The organism is Chimaeribacter coloradensis (assembly GCF_002858715.1).
In the GTDB taxonomy this organism is placed as follows: Bacteria; Pseudomonadota; Gammaproteobacteria; order Enterobacterales; family Enterobacteriaceae; genus Chimaeribacter; species Chimaeribacter coloradensis.
Genome location: NZ_PJZH01000001.1, coordinates 22,082 through 37,139 on the forward strand (window position 1 = coordinate 22,082; position 15,058 = coordinate 37,139).

General features: G+C 62.4%; 14 protein-coding genes. 6 read left to right on the forward strand and 8 right to left on the reverse strand.

Annotation, left to right across the window (positions count from 1 at the left end; all coding sequences use genetic code 11):
- Positions 1-248: 248 nt before the first annotated feature.
- Positions 249-782 (forward strand): outer membrane protein OmpX, encoded by a 534-nt coding sequence (ompX, locus tag CYR32_RS00095; RefSeq protein ID WP_101821344.1) that lies wholly within the window; start codon positions 249-251, stop codon positions 780-782.
- A gap of 98 nt (positions 783-880) precedes the next feature.
- Here ompX and CYR32_RS00100 read toward each other — a convergent pair whose 3' ends face one another.
- The 3 genes from CYR32_RS00100 to CYR32_RS00110 are packed head-to-tail and all read right to left on the reverse strand — an operon-like array spanning position 881 to position 2,889.
- Positions 881-1,639 (reverse strand): molybdopterin-dependent oxidoreductase, encoded by a 759-nt coding sequence (locus CYR32_RS00100; protein ID WP_101821346.1) that lies wholly within the window; start codon positions 1,637-1,639, stop codon positions 881-883.
- A complete protein-coding gene (locus CYR32_RS00105) occupies positions 1,632-2,246 on the reverse strand; it encodes a cytochrome b/b6 domain-containing protein (protein ID WP_101821348.1) in 615 nt (204 codons plus the stop codon). Before CYR32_RS00105 ends, CYR32_RS00100 begins: the two co-directional genes overlap by 8 nt.
- A gap of 19 nt (positions 2,247-2,265) precedes the next feature.
- Positions 2,266-2,889: a hypothetical protein gene (locus CYR32_RS00110; RefSeq protein WP_101822120.1), complete on the reverse strand. Its 624-nt coding sequence runs from the start codon at positions 2,887-2,889 to the stop codon at positions 2,266-2,268.
- A 166-nt stretch (positions 2,890-3,055) separates the two neighbouring features.
- Here CYR32_RS00110 and CYR32_RS00115 point away from each other — a divergent pair, with 166 nt between their 5' ends.
- The 4 genes from CYR32_RS00115 to CYR32_RS00130 all read left to right on the forward strand — a co-directional run bounded on the left by CYR32_RS00115 (position 3,056) and on the right by CYR32_RS00130 (position 8,157).
- Positions 3,056-3,727, forward strand: a complete 672-nt coding sequence (locus tag CYR32_RS00115) for a heavy metal response regulator transcription factor (protein WP_101821351.1) — start codon at positions 3,056-3,058, stop codon at positions 3,725-3,727.
- Complete coding sequence (locus tag CYR32_RS00120; RefSeq protein ID WP_241523715.1) at positions 3,724-5,106, forward strand: heavy metal sensor histidine kinase; 1,383 nt, start codon at positions 3,724-3,726, stop codon at positions 5,104-5,106. Before CYR32_RS00115 ends, CYR32_RS00120 begins: the two co-directional genes overlap by 4 nt.
- A 136-nt stretch (positions 5,107-5,242) precedes the next feature.
- Positions 5,243-6,895, forward strand: a complete 1,653-nt coding sequence (gene eptB / locus CYR32_RS00125) for a kdo(2)-lipid A phosphoethanolamine 7''-transferase (protein ID WP_101821355.1) — start codon at positions 5,243-5,245, stop codon at positions 6,893-6,895.
- A 134-nt stretch (positions 6,896-7,029) separates the two neighbouring features.
- Positions 7,030-8,157, forward strand: coding sequence for an endonuclease/exonuclease/phosphatase family protein (locus CYR32_RS00130; RefSeq protein ID WP_101821357.1), 1,128 nt, complete (start codon positions 7,030-7,032; stop codon positions 8,155-8,157).
- A gap of 8 nt (positions 8,158-8,165) precedes the next feature.
- On the opposite strand, the gene aroD is transcribed toward CYR32_RS00130, so the two are convergent.
- Both aroD and CYR32_RS00140 read right to left on the reverse strand, forming a co-directional pair.
- Positions 8,166-9,068, reverse strand: coding sequence for a type I 3-dehydroquinate dehydratase (gene aroD / locus CYR32_RS00135; RefSeq protein WP_101821359.1), 903 nt, complete (start codon positions 9,066-9,068; stop codon positions 8,166-8,168).
- 99 nt (positions 9,069-9,167) lie between these two features.
- The gene (locus CYR32_RS00140; RefSeq protein ID WP_101821361.1) at positions 9,168-10,661 is read right to left on the reverse strand and encodes a UbiD family decarboxylase; all 1,494 of its coding nucleotides are present in this window, start codon (positions 10,659-10,661) and stop codon (positions 9,168-9,170) included.
- A gap of 177 nt (positions 10,662-10,838) precedes the next feature.
- On the opposite strand from CYR32_RS00140, the gene CYR32_RS00145 reads away from it, so the two are divergent.
- Positions 10,839-11,732, forward strand: a complete 894-nt coding sequence (locus CYR32_RS00145) for a LysR family transcriptional regulator (protein WP_101821362.1) — start codon at positions 10,839-10,841, stop codon at positions 11,730-11,732.
- 29 nt (positions 11,733-11,761) lie between these two features.
- Here CYR32_RS00145 and CYR32_RS00150 read toward each other — a convergent pair whose 3' ends face one another.
- From CYR32_RS00150 to CYR32_RS00160, 3 genes are all read right to left on the reverse strand, one after another.
- A complete protein-coding gene (locus CYR32_RS00150; RefSeq protein WP_101821364.1) occupies positions 11,762-12,127 on the reverse strand; it encodes a hypothetical protein in 366 nt (121 codons plus the stop codon).
- A gap of 42 nt (positions 12,128-12,169) precedes the next feature.
- The gene (locus CYR32_RS00155; RefSeq protein ID WP_101821367.1) at positions 12,170-12,466 is read right to left on the reverse strand and encodes an ADP-ribosyl-(dinitrogen reductase) hydrolase; all 297 of its coding nucleotides are present in this window, start codon (positions 12,464-12,466) and stop codon (positions 12,170-12,172) included.
- Positions 12,467-12,678: 212 nt separating this feature from the next.
- Positions 12,679-14,712 (reverse strand): choline transporter, encoded by a 2,034-nt coding sequence (locus tag CYR32_RS00160; RefSeq protein ID WP_101821369.1) that lies wholly within the window; start codon positions 14,710-14,712, stop codon positions 12,679-12,681.
- Positions 14,713-15,058 lie beyond the last annotated feature (346 nt).

Below are 15,058 nucleotides of genomic sequence, written 5' to 3' on the forward strand. Positions count from 1 at the left end.
ACTTTGGGAAAAAACGCATGAATGGTGACCAAATTTTTAGGAATTATCTGTATTGGAGAAAAAGTTCAATAAGATTGTCTTATAATCTGAGTCGAAAAAAAGCGCGGCAAATGAAAAAGATAGGGGTGGTTGGAAATTTCCTGTTACACCATAACACGGCTTAGACACTGTAATCCGGGCAGAGTTTCCGCCAGTTCTTTGTTATATTTTTGTCGTGAAGGTAATTAATTTTCTCATTTGAGGTGGTTATGAAAAAAATTGCATGTCTTTCCGCTCTGGCTTGTGTACTGGCTGTTGGCGCAACTAACGCATTCGCTGGCGACAGCACCGTAACCGCAGGTTACGCACAGGGCGACGCACAAGGCGTAGCGAACAAAGCTAACGGCTTCAACCTGAAATACCGCTATGACTTCGACAACACCAACCCACTGGGCGTGATCGGGTCTTTCACTTACATCGAGCACGATGACACCGTATCCGACGTGTACCGCAAAGGCCAGTACTATGGCATCACCGCAGGTCCGGTTTACCGTCTGAACGACTGGGCCAGCATCTACGGCGTGATCGGTGTGGGCTACGGCAAATTCGACAACAACGTGGTTAACGCCGCGACTGCTGACAACCGTGACAAGCAATCCTCCAGCGATTACGGCTTCTCCTACGGCGCAGGTCTGCAGTTCAACCCGATCGAAAACGTTGCACTGGACGTTTCCTACGAGCAGAGCCGCATCCGTAACGTTGACGTCGGCACCTGGATCGCCGGTGTAGGTTACCGCTTCTAAGGCACCCTTGCCGGAGCACCTCAGCGCGTTATCCGCTGTGTCTAAGAAAAATCCGCCCCCGGGCGGATTTTTTGTTTCTGCGGTTTAGTTCCCGCGCCTCAGATGCCGCTGAACCAGTTGTAGCCCTGATCTTCCCAGTAGCCGCCGGGGTACGCATTGGTGACGCTGATGGCCGCGATGTGCTTGGCGTTTTTGAAGCCGAGCTTGGTCGGCATCCGTAAGCGCAGCGGGAAGCCGTAATCGTCCGCCAGCGCTTCGCCGTCGAAGTCGAGCGCCAGCAGCGTCTGCGGGTGCAGGGCGGTGGCCATGTCGATGCTGGTGTAGTAGCGGTCAGCACAGTGGAAGCCGACAAATTTCGCCCGTGTGTCCGCGCCGATGCGTTGCAGGAAAGTGCGCAGCGGCACGCCGCCCCACTGGCCGATGGCGCTCCACCCCTCGATGCAGATCAGCCGGGTGATCTGGCTCGCCTGCGGCAGCGCCTGCAGGCGGCCCAGCGTCCAGGGGGTTTTATCCTGCACCCGCCCGCTGACCTCCAGCTGCCAGGTGGCGAGATCCACCGCCGGCACGTTGTACTCCGGGTAGTAGGCGTTGAACGGGAACGGCCGGGTGATCTCCGCCGGGGTGTAGGTCTGCGCCAGCTTCTGGCCGTGGAACAGCCACGCCTGAACGCGGTCATTCCAGCGCGACATCGACCACAGCACCTTGTCCACGCTGTCGCCGTCCTGCAGGTTGCAGCCGGTCAGCAGCGACACCGCCCCCAGCGTCAGCCCGCCGCGCAGCAGCATCCGGCGTTGCAGGTTCACCAGCTGTTTGCGCTGGTCCGGCTCCAGCACCAGTTTACGCTCTTTTCTACTCATCGTTCGGCTCCTTGCCGCCGGTGATCATCGCGGGCAGGGTTTTCGGCACCAGCAGCACCATCAGGACATGGATCACCACAAACAGCACGATGCCGCTCATGGCGTAAAAGTGGACGTAGCGCGCCCAGCCGAAGCCGCCGAACAGCGCCACCAGCCCGCTGAGCTGCACCGGCTTCCAGATCGCCAGCCCCGAGAGCACCAGCAGCAGCCCGAGCAGCAGCACGCCGAGGTACATCGCCTTCTGCACCGCGTTGTACTGCCCCAGCCGGTGCGGCAGGCGGAACGCCAGCGCCTGCCGGGTGTCCTGCCATACCGCCCGGGGGGAGAGCGGGAAGAAGCGGCGGCGGAAGTGGCCGCGCCCGGTACCCCACGCCAGGTAAACCAGCGCATTGGCGACCAGCAGCCACATCACCGCCAGGTGCCAGGCGATGGCGCCGCCCAGCCAGCCGCCCAGCGTGGCGGCGGGCGGGAAGGTAAACCCAAACAGCGGTGAGGCGTTATAAATGCCCCAGCCGCTCATCACCATACAGACCATCGCAAAAACGTTGATCCAGTGGCAGAGGCGCACCGGCCACGGGTGGGCGGGGCGCGAAGCGGAAACAGCCATCGCGTTCTCCTCAGCCGGGTTACATCGGCGGTACGGTGCCGTCTTTCCCGGCGGAGATGCCGCGCGCCACCAGCTTGCCCCCGGCATCTTTCATCGCGAACAGCACGATGTGGGTGCCCGGTTTCAGCAGGCTGCGGTCGCCCGGCGCAATGGTCACCACCGGCACATCATCCGGCACCTGCACGGTTTTCTGCTGGCCGTGGTAGGTCACCGTCAGGGTACGGCCGTTGGCTTCCACCAGTTTGCCCACGGTGCCGTTGGTCATGGTGTTGACCTTGCCGTCCGGTGACTCAAACGGGTTAAAGCCTTCGCCGGTGCCGCGCAGGCTCGGGGCAAACACATGCACTTCCAGCGCTTTCAGGCTGCCGTCCGGCTGCGGCACGGCGGCGGTGCCGATAAAGCTGTTGGGCTGGATGTCGCTGAGCTTGCCGGTAGCGACGCTGTTGATTTTGGTCTGGTCGGTCAGCCCGACGTTGAGCGCCGCGCCGCGGCGGTCGGTCAGGGTCAGGTCATGGTCGGTGACCTGCGTCAGCGTGCCGCGCACCGGCTTGATGACGTTATCCGCGGCCGGGGCAGCATGGGCGGCGCTGCCGATCAGCAGCGAGGCGAGCAGAGCGGTTTTGAAACGGGGCAGGGTAAACATGGCGGTCTTCTCCTTGAACATGGCGGCAGCCGGTTGGCGGCCGTCCGGTAACCCATCCTGCCCCGGCAACCCGCACCCGCAGATGACCGCTGCATGACAATATTGTCATCAAATGCCCGGCGGCAAACTGATAGACTTTAGTGATTAAACAGTAGGTATACATACAATGCGCATATTGGTTATAGAAGATGACACCAGCACCGGTGACTATCTGAAAAAAGGGCTGACCGAGGCGGGCTACTGCGTGGATCTGGCGCGCAACGGCACCGACGGCCTGTTCCTGGCCCTGGAGCAGAGTTTTGATGCCATCGTGCTGGACGTGATGCTGCCGGGGCTGAACGGCTGGCAGGTGATGGAGGTGCTGCGTAAAAAGCACGAGGTGCCGGTGCTGTTTCTGACCGCGCGTGACGCGGTGCAGGACCGCATCCGCGGGCTGGAGCTGGGGGCGGATGACTACCTGGTCAAGCCGTTCTCCTTTACCGAACTGCTGCTGCGGCTGCGCACCCTGCTGCGCCGCGGCACGGTGCGCGAGGCCGATTTCTACACCCTGGCCGACCTCGAAGTGGATGTGCTGCGCCGCCGCGTCACGCGGCAGGACCAGCTGATCACCCTCACCAACAAAGAATTTATGCTGCTGCACCTGTTGCTGCGCCGCGAGGGGGAGGTGCTGTCACGCACGCTTATCGCCTCGCAGGTCTGGGACATGAATTTTGACAGCGATACCAACGTGGTGGATGTGGCGGTGAAGCGGCTGCGCGCCAAGATCGACCGCGACTGGGAGCCGAAGCTTATTCACACGGTGCGCGGCATCGGCTACGTATGCGAGGTGCGGCCATGAGGCCGGTCTCCCTGACGCTGCGCAGCACACTGCTGTTTGCGCTGGTGGCCTCGCTGGTGCTCAGCGCGGTGGGCGTCTGGCTCTATGGCGAGATGGCGCAGCAGCTGGCGCGGCGCAGTGAGTACCAGGTGATCGGCCGCGCGCAATATTTCCGCCACCTGCTGGCAGACAACTTCCCGCTGCCGAAGCTCAGCCAGAACCCGGGGCTGTTTGAGAACATGATGGGCAACGAGCGGGATGTCATCCGCTTCCGGCTGCATCAGGGCGCGACGCTGATCAACGTCAACCCGTCGCACCTGGTGCTGCCGCCGGTGGAGGCACTGCCGGCTGACCGGCCGCTGGCGCTCTCGGCGGTGCGCGCCACGGTGACGCCCGACGGCGTGCCGGTGCGCTACCTGACGGCAGACGTCCGGCTGGCCGACGGGCAGGTGGTGGAGATCACCGCCGCGCACCTGATGGTGAACGAGCAGCACCTGCTGGCGGCCTTCCGCTGGCGGCTGGTAGCGGCGGTGCTGGGCGCGTTCGCGCTGATTGCGCTGCTGGGCTACCTGGTGCTGCGGCGCGGGCTGCGGCCGCTGCGGCGCATGGCGCGCGAGATGGCGGCGATCCACCCCGCCAGCCTCAGCCACCGGCTGAGCGAACAGGACGCGCCGCCGGAGCTGCGGCAGATGACGCACGCCTTCAACGCGATGCTCGACCGGCTGGCCGAGGGCTACCAGCGGCTGACGCAGTTCTCCGCCGACCTGGCGCATGAGATCCGCACGCCGGTCAACGCGCTGATGGGCCACTGCCAGGTGGCGCTCTACCAGACGCGCAGCGCGGCGGAGTATGAGACGCTGCTGGCGAACAACATGGAGGAGCTGGAGCGCATCTCGCGCATGGTGGAGAACATCCTGTTCCTGGCGCGCGCCAGCGACGCGCAGGCGGGCGTCAAGCCGGTGCCGCTGTCTCTGTCGCAGGAGGCGCAACGCATCTGTGACTATTTCGAAGGGGTGGCCGCCGAACGTGACATGACGCTGAGCTGCCGCGGCGCGGCGCAGATCACCGCCGACGCGCTGATGGTGCAGCGCGCCCTGAGCAACCTGGTGGCGAACGCCATCCGCTACGGCGAGCCGGCGAGTGAGGTGACCCTGTCCATCGAACCGCAGGCGGGCGGTGTGGCGCTGCATGTGGACAACCGCGGCGCGCCGATCCCGGAGGCGCAGCAGGCGAAGCTGTTTGACCGCTTCTACCGCGCCGATGCGGCCCGCAGCGACGGGGCCGCCAACGGGCTGGGGCTGGCAATTGTCCGCGCCATCATGGACCTGCACCAGGGCCGCGTCACCCCCGACTGCACCCTGCCGGGCCGGGTCAGGTTCACGCTCTGGTTTCCCACTTAACCCTAAGAATGCACTGAATTTTCAGGCAGGTGGCCGCCCGGGTTGGCAAAAGCGCGCGCAGTGTCATATATCTTAAACATTACTGCGCGCGCGTGCGGGGTACAGAACAACCACCACCCTCCGGTCACAGGTCACCATGCAACATTTCAGACGCCTTTCCCAGCAGCAGGTCATGCTGTTTATCGCCTTTTATGTCGGGATCATCCTCAATGCCCCGGTGTTCTGGCGGCGCCTTACCCAGGTGCCGCAGGATACGCCGCTGGCGCTGGCCGCCGAGATGCTGGCCGCGTTTTCGCTGGTCTATTTCCTCTGCCTGCTCTTCTCCTTTAGCGGGCGCTGGCTGTTCCGGCTGCTCACCACCATTGTTATCCTCGCGTCGGCCGCCGCCAGCTACTATATGGCGGTGTTTAATGTCGACATCGGCTACGGCATCCTGGCGGCGGTGATGACCACCGACCTCGATCTGTCGAAAGCCTCGATCGGCTACCACTTCCTGCTCTGGATCGCGGTGGCCGGGCTGCCGCCGCTGGCGGTGCTGTGGCTCAGCCGCCTGCCGGGCGGCGACCTGCGCCCGGCGAGCCGCCGGGTGCTGCTGCGTAAAACCGGCGTGCTGCTCACGGCGGCGCTGTTCTGCTGGCTGCCGCTGAAGCTGATGGGCGAAGTGCTGGAGGTGGACGGCAACCCGGCGATGGCCGCCCAGTATGATGACACCGTGGCCGGCACCTATCTCCCCTCCAACTGGCTCTCGGCATTGGGGCTGTTCGCCTACAGCGCCTACACCCAGCCGGAGGAGCTGAACAACCTGTTCGACCCGGCCAGGCACTTTACCTACCTGCCGCCCAAAGACGCCGATGACATCGACGTGGTGTTTGTGATTGGGGAGAGCGCCCGGCGCGACCACTTCGGCCTCTACGGTTATGAACGTGACACCACGCCGAACCTGTCACGCGAGAAGAACTTGGTGGCGTTGCAGGGCACCTCCTGCGACACCTCCACCAAACTCTCGCTGCGCTGCATGTTTGTGCGCATCGGCGGCACCACCGACGACCCGTCGCGCACGCTGAAAGAGATGAACGTCTTCTCCGTGCTGAAACAGCAGGGCTTCAGTTCGGAGCTGTTCGCCATGCAGACCGAGGACTGGTTCTACAGCAAAACCCTGGCCGACCGCTACGTGCTGCGCGATGACATCGAAACCCAGGCGCGCAACGCCGGTAAACCGATTGGCGACATGCTGCTGGTGGGGCAGATGCAGGGCTCGTTGCAGCGCCACCCGCACGGCCGCCACCTGATTATCCTGCACACCAAGGGGTCGCATTACCTCTACTCGGAGCGCTACCCGCGCAGCTTTGCCCGCTGGCAGCCGGAGTGCATGGGCATCGACGAAGCCTGCTCGACCCAGAGCATGATCAACGCCTACGACAACAGCGTGCTCTACACCGACGCCTTCCTGAAACAGGTGATCGATCAGGTGCGTGACCGCAAGGCGATCGTGTTCTACGCCTCTGACCACGGCGAGTCGATCTCCGACAACATCCACTTCCACAGCACCCCGCGTGACCGCGCGCCGCCGGAGCAGCGCACCATCCCGATCATGGTCTGGGCCTCGGACGCCTTCCTGGCTGACCCGGCCCACCGCGCGGCGTTTACCCGGCTGCAACGCATGGCCGCTGAGAAGAAACCGGCGTTCCACGGCAAGCTGTTTGACAGCGTGCTCGGCTGCATCGGGTTTACCTCGCCGGACGGCGGCATCCTGGACGGGCGCAACTGGTGCCACACCCCCACACAGTGAGAAAAATTTACCGGCAAAGCCCCGGGGAAACCGATAACATGGCTGAATAACCAGAAACGTGAGTATTTTTAGCCTGGATGTGTGCCGCCGCGGCCGCTCTCCGGGCTTTTCACAGCAAGGGAACAGAATTGAGTATGGAGAAAATACGGATGCTGTTCAGCGTGCTGACGGCGATCATGACCGTGCTGACGCTGCTGCCGTTTTGCCGTTGCCAGGCGTGGTGGGTGCGGGTGTGGGATTTCCCGCGGTTGCAGATGGCGGCCATCGCCATCGTGCTGCTGGTGGCGGAGCTGTTCCTGTTGCCGGGCGGGGGCTGGCCGTTGCCGGGCGGCCTGCTGACCACCGGCGATCTCACGGTGCTGCTGTCACTGGCGTGCGCGCTCTACCAGGCGCACTGGATCATCCCCTATACCCGGCTCTGGCCGGTGCAGGTCAAGCGCTCCAGGCTGCATAACCGGCCGGCGCTGAAAATCCTCACCGCCAACGTGCTGATGACCAACCGCGACGCCGATGCCCTGCTTGCGCTGGTGGAGAAGTACCAGCCCGATGTGCTGGTGGCGCTGGAAACCGACGCCTGGTGGCAGGCGCAGCTTGACGTGCTGGAAAGCGACCGCCACGGCACACCCTACGCCTGGCAGCTGAAATGCCCGCAGGACAACCTCTACGGCATGCACGTTTACTCCCGCCTGCCGCTCAAAGACGCGATGATCCAGTACCTGGTGGCGGAGGGCATCCCGTCGATGCATTTCCGCGTGGCGCTGGCCTCCGGGGATGAGGTGGTGATGCACTGCCTGCACCCGATGCCGCCCAGCCCGACCGAGGATGATGAGTCCACCAACCGGGACGGCGAACTGGTGGCGGTGGGCCACTGCGCCGCCCGCGCCCGCTACCCGACGATTGTCACCGGTGACCTGAATGACGTGGCGTGGTCACGCACCACGCGGCTGTTTATGAAGGTCAGCGGCCTGCTCGACCCGCGCCGCGGCCGCGGCATGTTCAACACCTTCCATGCCGGTATCCCGTTCCTGCGCTGGCCGCTGGACCACGTGTTCCACAGCCGGGATTTCACGCTGGTGCGGATGCAGCGGTTGCCGCACATCGGCTCTGACCACTTCCCGATCCTGGCGGAGCTGGCGCTCAACCCGCGCGTCGGCCGGCTGCAGCAGCCGCTTGAACTGGCGGCGGGCGACCGGCTGGAAGCGCGCGAGAAGATGGCGTCCGCCGGGATTGTCAGCCGCCGGGTACACAGCGCGGAGAACTGATCCGCGCGTCAGCCCTGGTTGGCCTGATGGATAATCTTCAGCACGGCGTTGAGGTCTTCCGCCTCGATCTGGCCCGGGGCGGAGGCCTGGCCCACCATGCCGAAGGTCAGCGCTGAGCCGGTCAGCTCGCCCGCCAGCCGCGACACCACGCCGGTGCCGCTCATCGCCATGGTGAGCAGCGGGCGTTCGGCATAGCGGCTGTAGACTTCCCAGGTGGCGCTCATCAGCCGCAGCACATCGCCGGAATCCTGCGGCATGGCAGCCAGTTTCAGCACATCCGCCCCCAGCGCCTGCTGGTGCCGCAGCCGGTTGATGATCTCCTCATTCGGCGGCGTCTGGTGGAAGTCGTGGCTCGACATCACCACCGCAATGCCGGCCCGGTGCGCCTTCTCTACCAGCGCTTTGACCCGCGCCTCACCGCGGAACATCTCGATGTCCAGCAAATCAGCTTTGCCGTGGGTGATAATGTCCTCACAGAGCGCGGCGTACGCCTCGTCACTGAGGGCGCGGTTGCCGCCCTCGGCCCGGGTGCGGAAGGTCACCAGCAGCGCCTGAGCGGGCAGCAGCGCATACGCCTGCCGGGTCAGGGCAGCGAGGGCGGCGTTGTCCGGTTCATCAGCCAGGGTGTCGAGGCGCAGCTCCACCAGCTGAATCGCCGGGTTACCGGCATAGTTCTTCACGGCGGCCAGCGCGTCCGCGCTGTTTTTGGCGGTGGTGGGCACAATCAGTTTCGGCTGGCCTTCGCCAATCACGATGTTTTTGATGGTCAGCGTTTTGATGCGCTGGTTGGCAGGCGGCATCAGGGCGCTGCCTTTCTCCTCAACGGGGCCGGGCGCGGCCGCTGCGGATCGCGCTACCAGCGTCCCGGCGACCAGCGCCGCCCCGGATACCATAAACTCCCGGCGTTTCATCGTCTCGTCTCCTGTTTCCTTGTCAAAAAAGTAGGCACATCCTTAAGTGTATAAGCAGAATAGGAAAAAGGGGCGCAATGGCCCCCTGGGGATGCGTGGTCAGCTGTTGAAGCCGGGGATAAAGCGCGAGACGTCCACCTCTTTGAAGCGGGAGCGCTGGAACTGATCTTTGAGTTTGAACGGCACGGTGCAGTCAAAAATGGTTTTGCAGGTGATGCCGGTATCCTGGATCAGCGGGTTGAACGCCGGGGACTGCGACGGGTCGAGCGGGTGGCAGCGCACGCCGGGGATAAACACCGTGCTGACGTCACCCTGGTAGCGGGTCTGCATCGCCCAGAGCACGTCGTTGGTGTCGAAAATATCGACATCCTCATCCACCAGGATCACATGCTTCAGCTCGCCAAAGGCGGCGAACGCCAGCAACGCCGCCTGCCGCTGCCGCCCCTCATCGGAGAGCGCAGCTTTTTTGAACTGCATCACCGCCAGGTATTTGCCGCCGCCGGAGGCGTGGGCGTAGACATTGAGCAAACGGCCCGGCATGGCGCGCTCCACCATCTCCAGGATGCTCGCCTCCGTCGGGATGCCGGCCATGTTGACGTGCTCCTCGCTGGGGCCGATCACCGTTTGCAGGATCGGGTGTTTGCGGTGGGTAATCGCCTTGACCCTGATCACCGGCACCGCCGCTTTCGCCTCGCCGGTATAGCCGGGGAATTCCGGCATCGCTTTGCCGGTATGGGTGTTCTGGTCTTCCCGCACGCGGTAGCCGGGCACCAGTTCACCCTCAATCACAATCTCGGCGTTGGCGATGGCGCGGGCCTCCACCGAGAGGCAGTTCACCAGCTCCACCGCCCGGTTGCGCAGGCTCCCGGCCACTGACAGCTCATCAAAGCCCAGCGGGGTGGTCGGCGGCTCAAAGCAGGCCCCGATCTCAATCGCCGGGTCAACGCCGATGCTGACGGAGATCGGCAGCGCCTTGCCCGCCGCCTCTGCTTTCTGGCGGAAGGTGTCGAGGTGGCGGCCCGGCACGAAATACATCGAAATCTCATCCGGCCCCTGGATGCAGAGGCGGTGGATGGTGACGTCTGACTCGCCGGTCTCCGGGTCAGAGGCGTAGCACATGCCCATGGTGAAGTACGGCCCGGCATCCTCTTCGGTGTTGGTCGGGGCGGGCAGCAGCTTGCGCACATCAAAGCCCGGCTCACCGGCGCGGTAGACCACTTCCTGGCAGGGCGCCTTGTCATTGGCGATCACCACTGGCGGGATCGGGTTGTTCACCGAGTCTTTGAGCAGGAAGCCGAGATCCTCCGGCGCGGCCCCCAGCAACCGGCCGACGCGGCGGCGGGAGGCCAGCAGGCCGATCAGCACCCGCACGTCGTCATAGCCTTTGACCTTGTTAAACATCATCGCCGGGCCGGTTTTCGTCGGGCGTTGTACCGTGCCGCCCGCGCCCACGTAGCGGTAGACGCCGCTGATCTCCGCATTCGGGTCTGCCTCTACGTCGGTGCTGATCAGTTCATCGGGGTAGCGCGCCAGCAGGTCAAGGGCGGAGCGCAGGTCGTACACGGTGCCCGGTTCCAGCGTTGATTTCATCATGATGTTCACCTCGTTTCAGAATGTCTGTCACATAGGCTTAAGCATAAGCAGCCCGTTCCGCAGGGTGTAATACCGTTTCAGGGGGCCGCCCCATACCAGAAAGGTTGTAACCGTGGCGGGTTCATGGTGATCTGCATGGATGTGCGCCGCACGGCGCAGCAGAGGAGAGGGAGCGGGATGGATCTTAAACGGTTGCGTTATTTTTGTGTGATTGTGGAGCAGGGGTCGATCAGCCGGGCGTCACGGCTGCTGAACATCTCCCAGCCGCCCCTGAGCAAGCGGCTGCAGGAGCTGGAGCAGGAGATCGGCACCGCGCTGGTGGTGCGCAGCGGCAGCGGCATTACCACCACCGAGGCGGGCCGGGTGCTCTACCTGCGCGGCTGCGACATCCTGCGCAGCGTGGAAGAGGCGCGGCAGGCGGCGATCCAGGCCGCCGGCGGCCGGGCGCAGGTGCTGCGGGTCGGCATCTCTTATCTCTACCAGCGCTATTTCAGCCCGCTGGTGGCGACCTTCTGCCGGACGCTGAAAGGGGTAAACATTGAGACCGTGATCGCCGATTCCGGCACGCTGGAGGCGATGCTCAACGAGCGGCGCATCGATGTGGCGCTGATCCAGCAGCCGCAGCAGCTGGCGGGCTATGAGTGCGTGAGCCTGCGGCCGATCGCCGGGGTGGCGGTGATCCCGCGCACGCTGCTGGCCGCGCCGCCAGCGGGGCCGATGCCGCTGGCGGCGCTGGGCCGCCTGCCGCTGGTGCTGCTGCGGCGCATCCATGGCGAGGGCACCTTTGAGTTCATCACTGACCAGCTGCGCAAGCTGGGGGTACAGCCCAACATCCTGATCTCCGGCAATGAGCCGCGCATCCTGTTCGACATGCTGGCGCAGGGCATTGAGGCCGCCTCGCTGATGCCCGCCTCCGAGGTGCCGGAGCCGGTCAGGGAGAGCTGCTACGTGGTAGAGATCTGCCCGTCACCGGCGCTGTTTTTCCCCGCCTTCGTCAAGCTGGCCGCCACCCCGCAGCAGGCGGCACTGATGGAGAGCGTGGCGGCGTATCAGCGCGGTGAATCGTCTTAGGCGATGGCGAGTACCGCAGGGGGTACCAGCTACCCTTGTTTTTTAAGGGTTTCTATAAAGTCTGACACGGGGGCCGTGTCTTCTTGCTCGCTTTCGGCGGCCTTAATGATCTGCAGTTGCTCCAGCAGGTATTTCTTCTGTTCAGCCTGTGCAAAACGATTGAGCAGATCCCGCACCATCGGCTGATAGCCCACGTCATAGCGCTGGGCAATCTCTTTAAGTTCACGGATGAGCGCTTTAGGCAGGCGGATTGAAATAGCCTGAAGCCCCAGCTGATCGTCAGCCTCAGCAGCGGCCTGGTCAGAGACGACGCTGACATGCTCTTCAGACGCACCCAGCTCACGGTTATCCCACTTGTCGCTGTCTGCTGACAATGGGTTGAATTCATCGCTCATGGTTTTTCCTTTTCTTTTTTATTTATGACGTCAGGTGATTATTCAGTAGCCATATTTTTGATAAATAGCGTCTTCAATACTGTTCGGCTCATAGGCGGTTTTCAGCACGGGTCCGTCAGGGTTGCCCGGCCCTCCAGGGACAAAACAGATTTTCAGTCTCCTGCCACGGTTGGTTTCAGCGATAAACCACAGCGTGGCAGGAATGGTCTGGTTTTTCTCCCGCGTATCTTTCAGGTAACAGCCATCACGGTTCAAAAAACACTCCTGCACTTCCTTTTCAGTAACACCGTGTTTTTGAATCAGTTTCTCTAAAATAGTTGCACAGATCTTAATATGCATACGTGACTGATGCCTCCTTGCCCATGCCATTACTGTTGTTATTGTATATACAAAATCTCTTCCGGGCAAAAAATATTAAAATCAATAAAAACAGTCTATTAATTTAATGAAAATAATTATTTTTAGATTTGTATATACAGTTACCGGTGCCGTAACAGGTTGAGATAATGCGCTCCGCCCATAAAAAAACCGGCTTGCGCCGGTTTTCAGGGTCAGGTCGGGAAGGTGAGTACCGCCCCGGGGGCCTCGCGGTGGAGGTGCAGGAAGTGCAGGTGACGCTCGTACTGGTCGAGGATGTCGTTGATTACCTGCTCTTTGCTGTAGTCCATCAGGTCGTTGCCCTGGGTGCCCTCCAGCAGGTAGGTCTCCAGCCGGTAGTAGTGCGACTTGCCGGCGCGGGCGCGGTAGGTAAACGCCGGGACGGAGTAGCGCTGCGGCCAGATCTGGTAGACGAAGTTCTGCTCCTCGCCCAGGCGCACCAGCAGCTCCAGGTGGCTCAGGCGCTCCTCGCCCTGCGGCGGCAGCTCGCTGAACTCCACTTTCGCGCCGCGCACCGCCAGCTCGCGCGCCACCTCTTCCATCGCCGGGCGGCAGACGTTGTCCAGCATCTTCTGGGTATAGGTCGCGCCGGGGTGGTTCATCACCCGCGTCAGCCGCTGTTTCCAGTTCAGCACGCCATCGCGTGACACCGGTGCCGGGGCGTTCTGCTGCAGGGCGCTCGCCTTGCGGTAATCCTCGACTTTCAGCGACTTATACAGCCCCGCCATCACAAAGAAGATCACGAAACTGAACGGCAGGCCCATGATCACCGTGGTGTTCTGCAATGCCGACACCCCGCCGGTCAGCAGCATCCCCAGCGTCAGCAGCCCGATCGCCACCGACCAGAAGACCCGCAGCCAGTTCGGCGCGTCGTTGTTGATGTCCGCCAGCCGGGAGGTAAAGTTGCCCAGCACCAGCGAGCCGGAGTCCGCGGAGGTGACGTAGAACAGCAGGCCGGTGATGGTCGCCACCGAGGCGCTGAGTTTAAACGCCGGGTACTGCGCCAGCAGGCTGTAGAAGCCGCGCTCCGGGTATTCCATCACCTCATGGGCGAAGGCCAGGTTGCCGTGCAGGATCTGGTAAAGCGCACTGTTGCCGAAGATCGAGAGCCACAGCAGGGTAAACACAAACGGGATAATCAGCGTACCGCAGACAAACTGGCGGATGGTGCGCCCGCGCGAAATCCGCGCCAGGAACAGCCCGACAAACGGCGACCACGCCACCCACCAGGCCCAGAAGAACAGCGTCCAGCTGTTCATCCACTGCGTCGGGCGGTCGAAGGCGAAGCTGTTGAGCGTCATGCCCATAAAGCGGTTGATATAGTCGCCGACGTTCAGCACCAGCGCATTCAGCAGGAACTCAGTGTCACCGGCAAACAGCAGGAACAGGATCATGCCCAGCGCCAGCAGCACGTTCAGCTCCGACAGAAAACGGATGCCCTTGTTCACGCCGGAGGTCACCGAGACCGTGGCCATGATCACCGACAGCAGGATCAGCGCCGCCTGCACCCGCAGGTCTTCCGGGATATGGAACAGCACTTTCAGCCCGTAGTTAAGCTGCACTACGCCGATCCCAAGGGTGGTGGCGATGCCGAAAATGGTGCCGACCACCGCCGCGATGTCCACCGTGTGGCCGATCGGGCCGTTGATGCGCTTGCCGAAAATCGGGTAGAGCGCGGAACGGATGGTCAGCGGCAGGTTATAGCGGTAGCTGAAGTAGGCGAGGGCGATGCCCATCAGCGCATACATCGACCAGCCGGTCAGCCCGTAATGGAACAGCGTCCAGACCATCGCCTGCCGCGCCGCTTCCAGCGTCTGCCCCTGGCCCTCAGGCGGCATCATGTACTGCGTCACCGGCTCCGCCACGGAGAAGAACATCAGGTCGATGCCGATCCCGGCGGCGAACAGCATCGCCGCCCAGCTCATCATGCTGAACTCCGGTTTGGACTGCTCCGGCCCGAGCTTGATGTCGCCGTAGCGCGAACAGGCGATAAAGATCACAAACACGATGTAGAGGGTGGCGGCCAGCAGGTAATACCAGCCGAAGGTGGCCGACACCCAGTTCAGGGTGGCGATGATCCAGCGGCCGGACTCCGCCGTAAAGAAAATCGTCATCAGCGAAAAGGCCAGGATCAGGCCGGCTGACGTGAAGAACACGACAGGGTTTAACCGGTCGGCCTGCGGTTTAACGTCTTCGGGTGTACTCATGCTTTCCCCATGGTGGTTTCAAATGGGATCTGATGGGCAACAGAAGCGCGCTTAGCGCATATCAAAGGGCGAATTGACTGCTTAAAAAAACGCCTGTTACAGGGCATCCGCTGAGACCACTTGCCGTTGCAACCTGTCAGATCAAAAAACTTGTTGTTTGCGCCAGATCAAAAAACACGCCACAAATCAACGATATTCATCCTTAATTTACACAATCCCATAACGTTGCGGTAATAAAATATATGCATTTTTAATTGAACGTTCAATCAAAAAAAAGTTTAATAGGGTCCGGATAGCGCGCCGCAGCCGGAAGCATTGCCCGGTTCTGACGCGAGTCGTACTGGCT

Coding starts and splice junctions, on each gene's coding strand:
- CYR32_RS00160 (WP_101821369.1), bottom strand. CDS start 14,712: ATGAGTACACCCGAAGACGTTAAACCGCAGGCCGACCGGTTAAACCCT.
- CYR32_RS00120 (WP_241523715.1), top strand. CDS start 3,724: ATGAGGCCGGTCTCCCTGACGCTGCGCAGCACACTGCTGTTTGCGCTG.
- CYR32_RS00145 (WP_101821362.1), top strand. CDS start 10,839: ATGGATCTTAAACGGTTGCGTTATTTTTGTGTGATTGTGGAGCAGGGG.
- ompX (WP_101821344.1), top strand. CDS start 249: ATGAAAAAAATTGCATGTCTTTCCGCTCTGGCTTGTGTACTGGCTGTT.
- CYR32_RS00150 (WP_101821364.1), bottom strand. CDS start 12,127: ATGAGCGATGAATTCAACCCATTGTCAGCAGACAGCGACAAGTGGGAT.
- eptB (WP_101821355.1), top strand. CDS start 5,243: ATGCAACATTTCAGACGCCTTTCCCAGCAGCAGGTCATGCTGTTTATC.
- CYR32_RS00130 (WP_101821357.1), top strand. CDS start 7,030: ATGGAGAAAATACGGATGCTGTTCAGCGTGCTGACGGCGATCATGACC.
- CYR32_RS00110 (WP_101822120.1), bottom strand. CDS start 2,889: ATGTTTACCCTGCCCCGTTTCAAAACCGCTCTGCTCGCCTCGCTGCTG.
- CYR32_RS00105 (WP_101821348.1), bottom strand. CDS start 2,246: ATGGCTGTTTCCGCTTCGCGCCCCGCCCACCCGTGGCCGGTGCGCCTC.
- CYR32_RS00115 (WP_101821351.1), top strand. CDS start 3,056: ATGCGCATATTGGTTATAGAAGATGACACCAGCACCGGTGACTATCTG.
- aroD (WP_101821359.1), bottom strand. CDS start 9,068: ATGAAACGCCGGGAGTTTATGGTATCCGGGGCGGCGCTGGTCGCCGGG.
- CYR32_RS00140 (WP_101821361.1), bottom strand. CDS start 10,661: ATGATGAAATCAACGCTGGAACCGGGCACCGTGTACGACCTGCGCTCC.
- CYR32_RS00100 (WP_101821346.1), bottom strand. CDS start 1,639: ATGAGTAGAAAAGAGCGTAAACTGGTGCTGGAGCCGGACCAGCGCAAA.
- CYR32_RS00155 (WP_101821367.1), bottom strand. CDS start 12,466: ATGCATATTAAGATCTGTGCAACTATTTTAGAGAAACTGATTCAAAAA.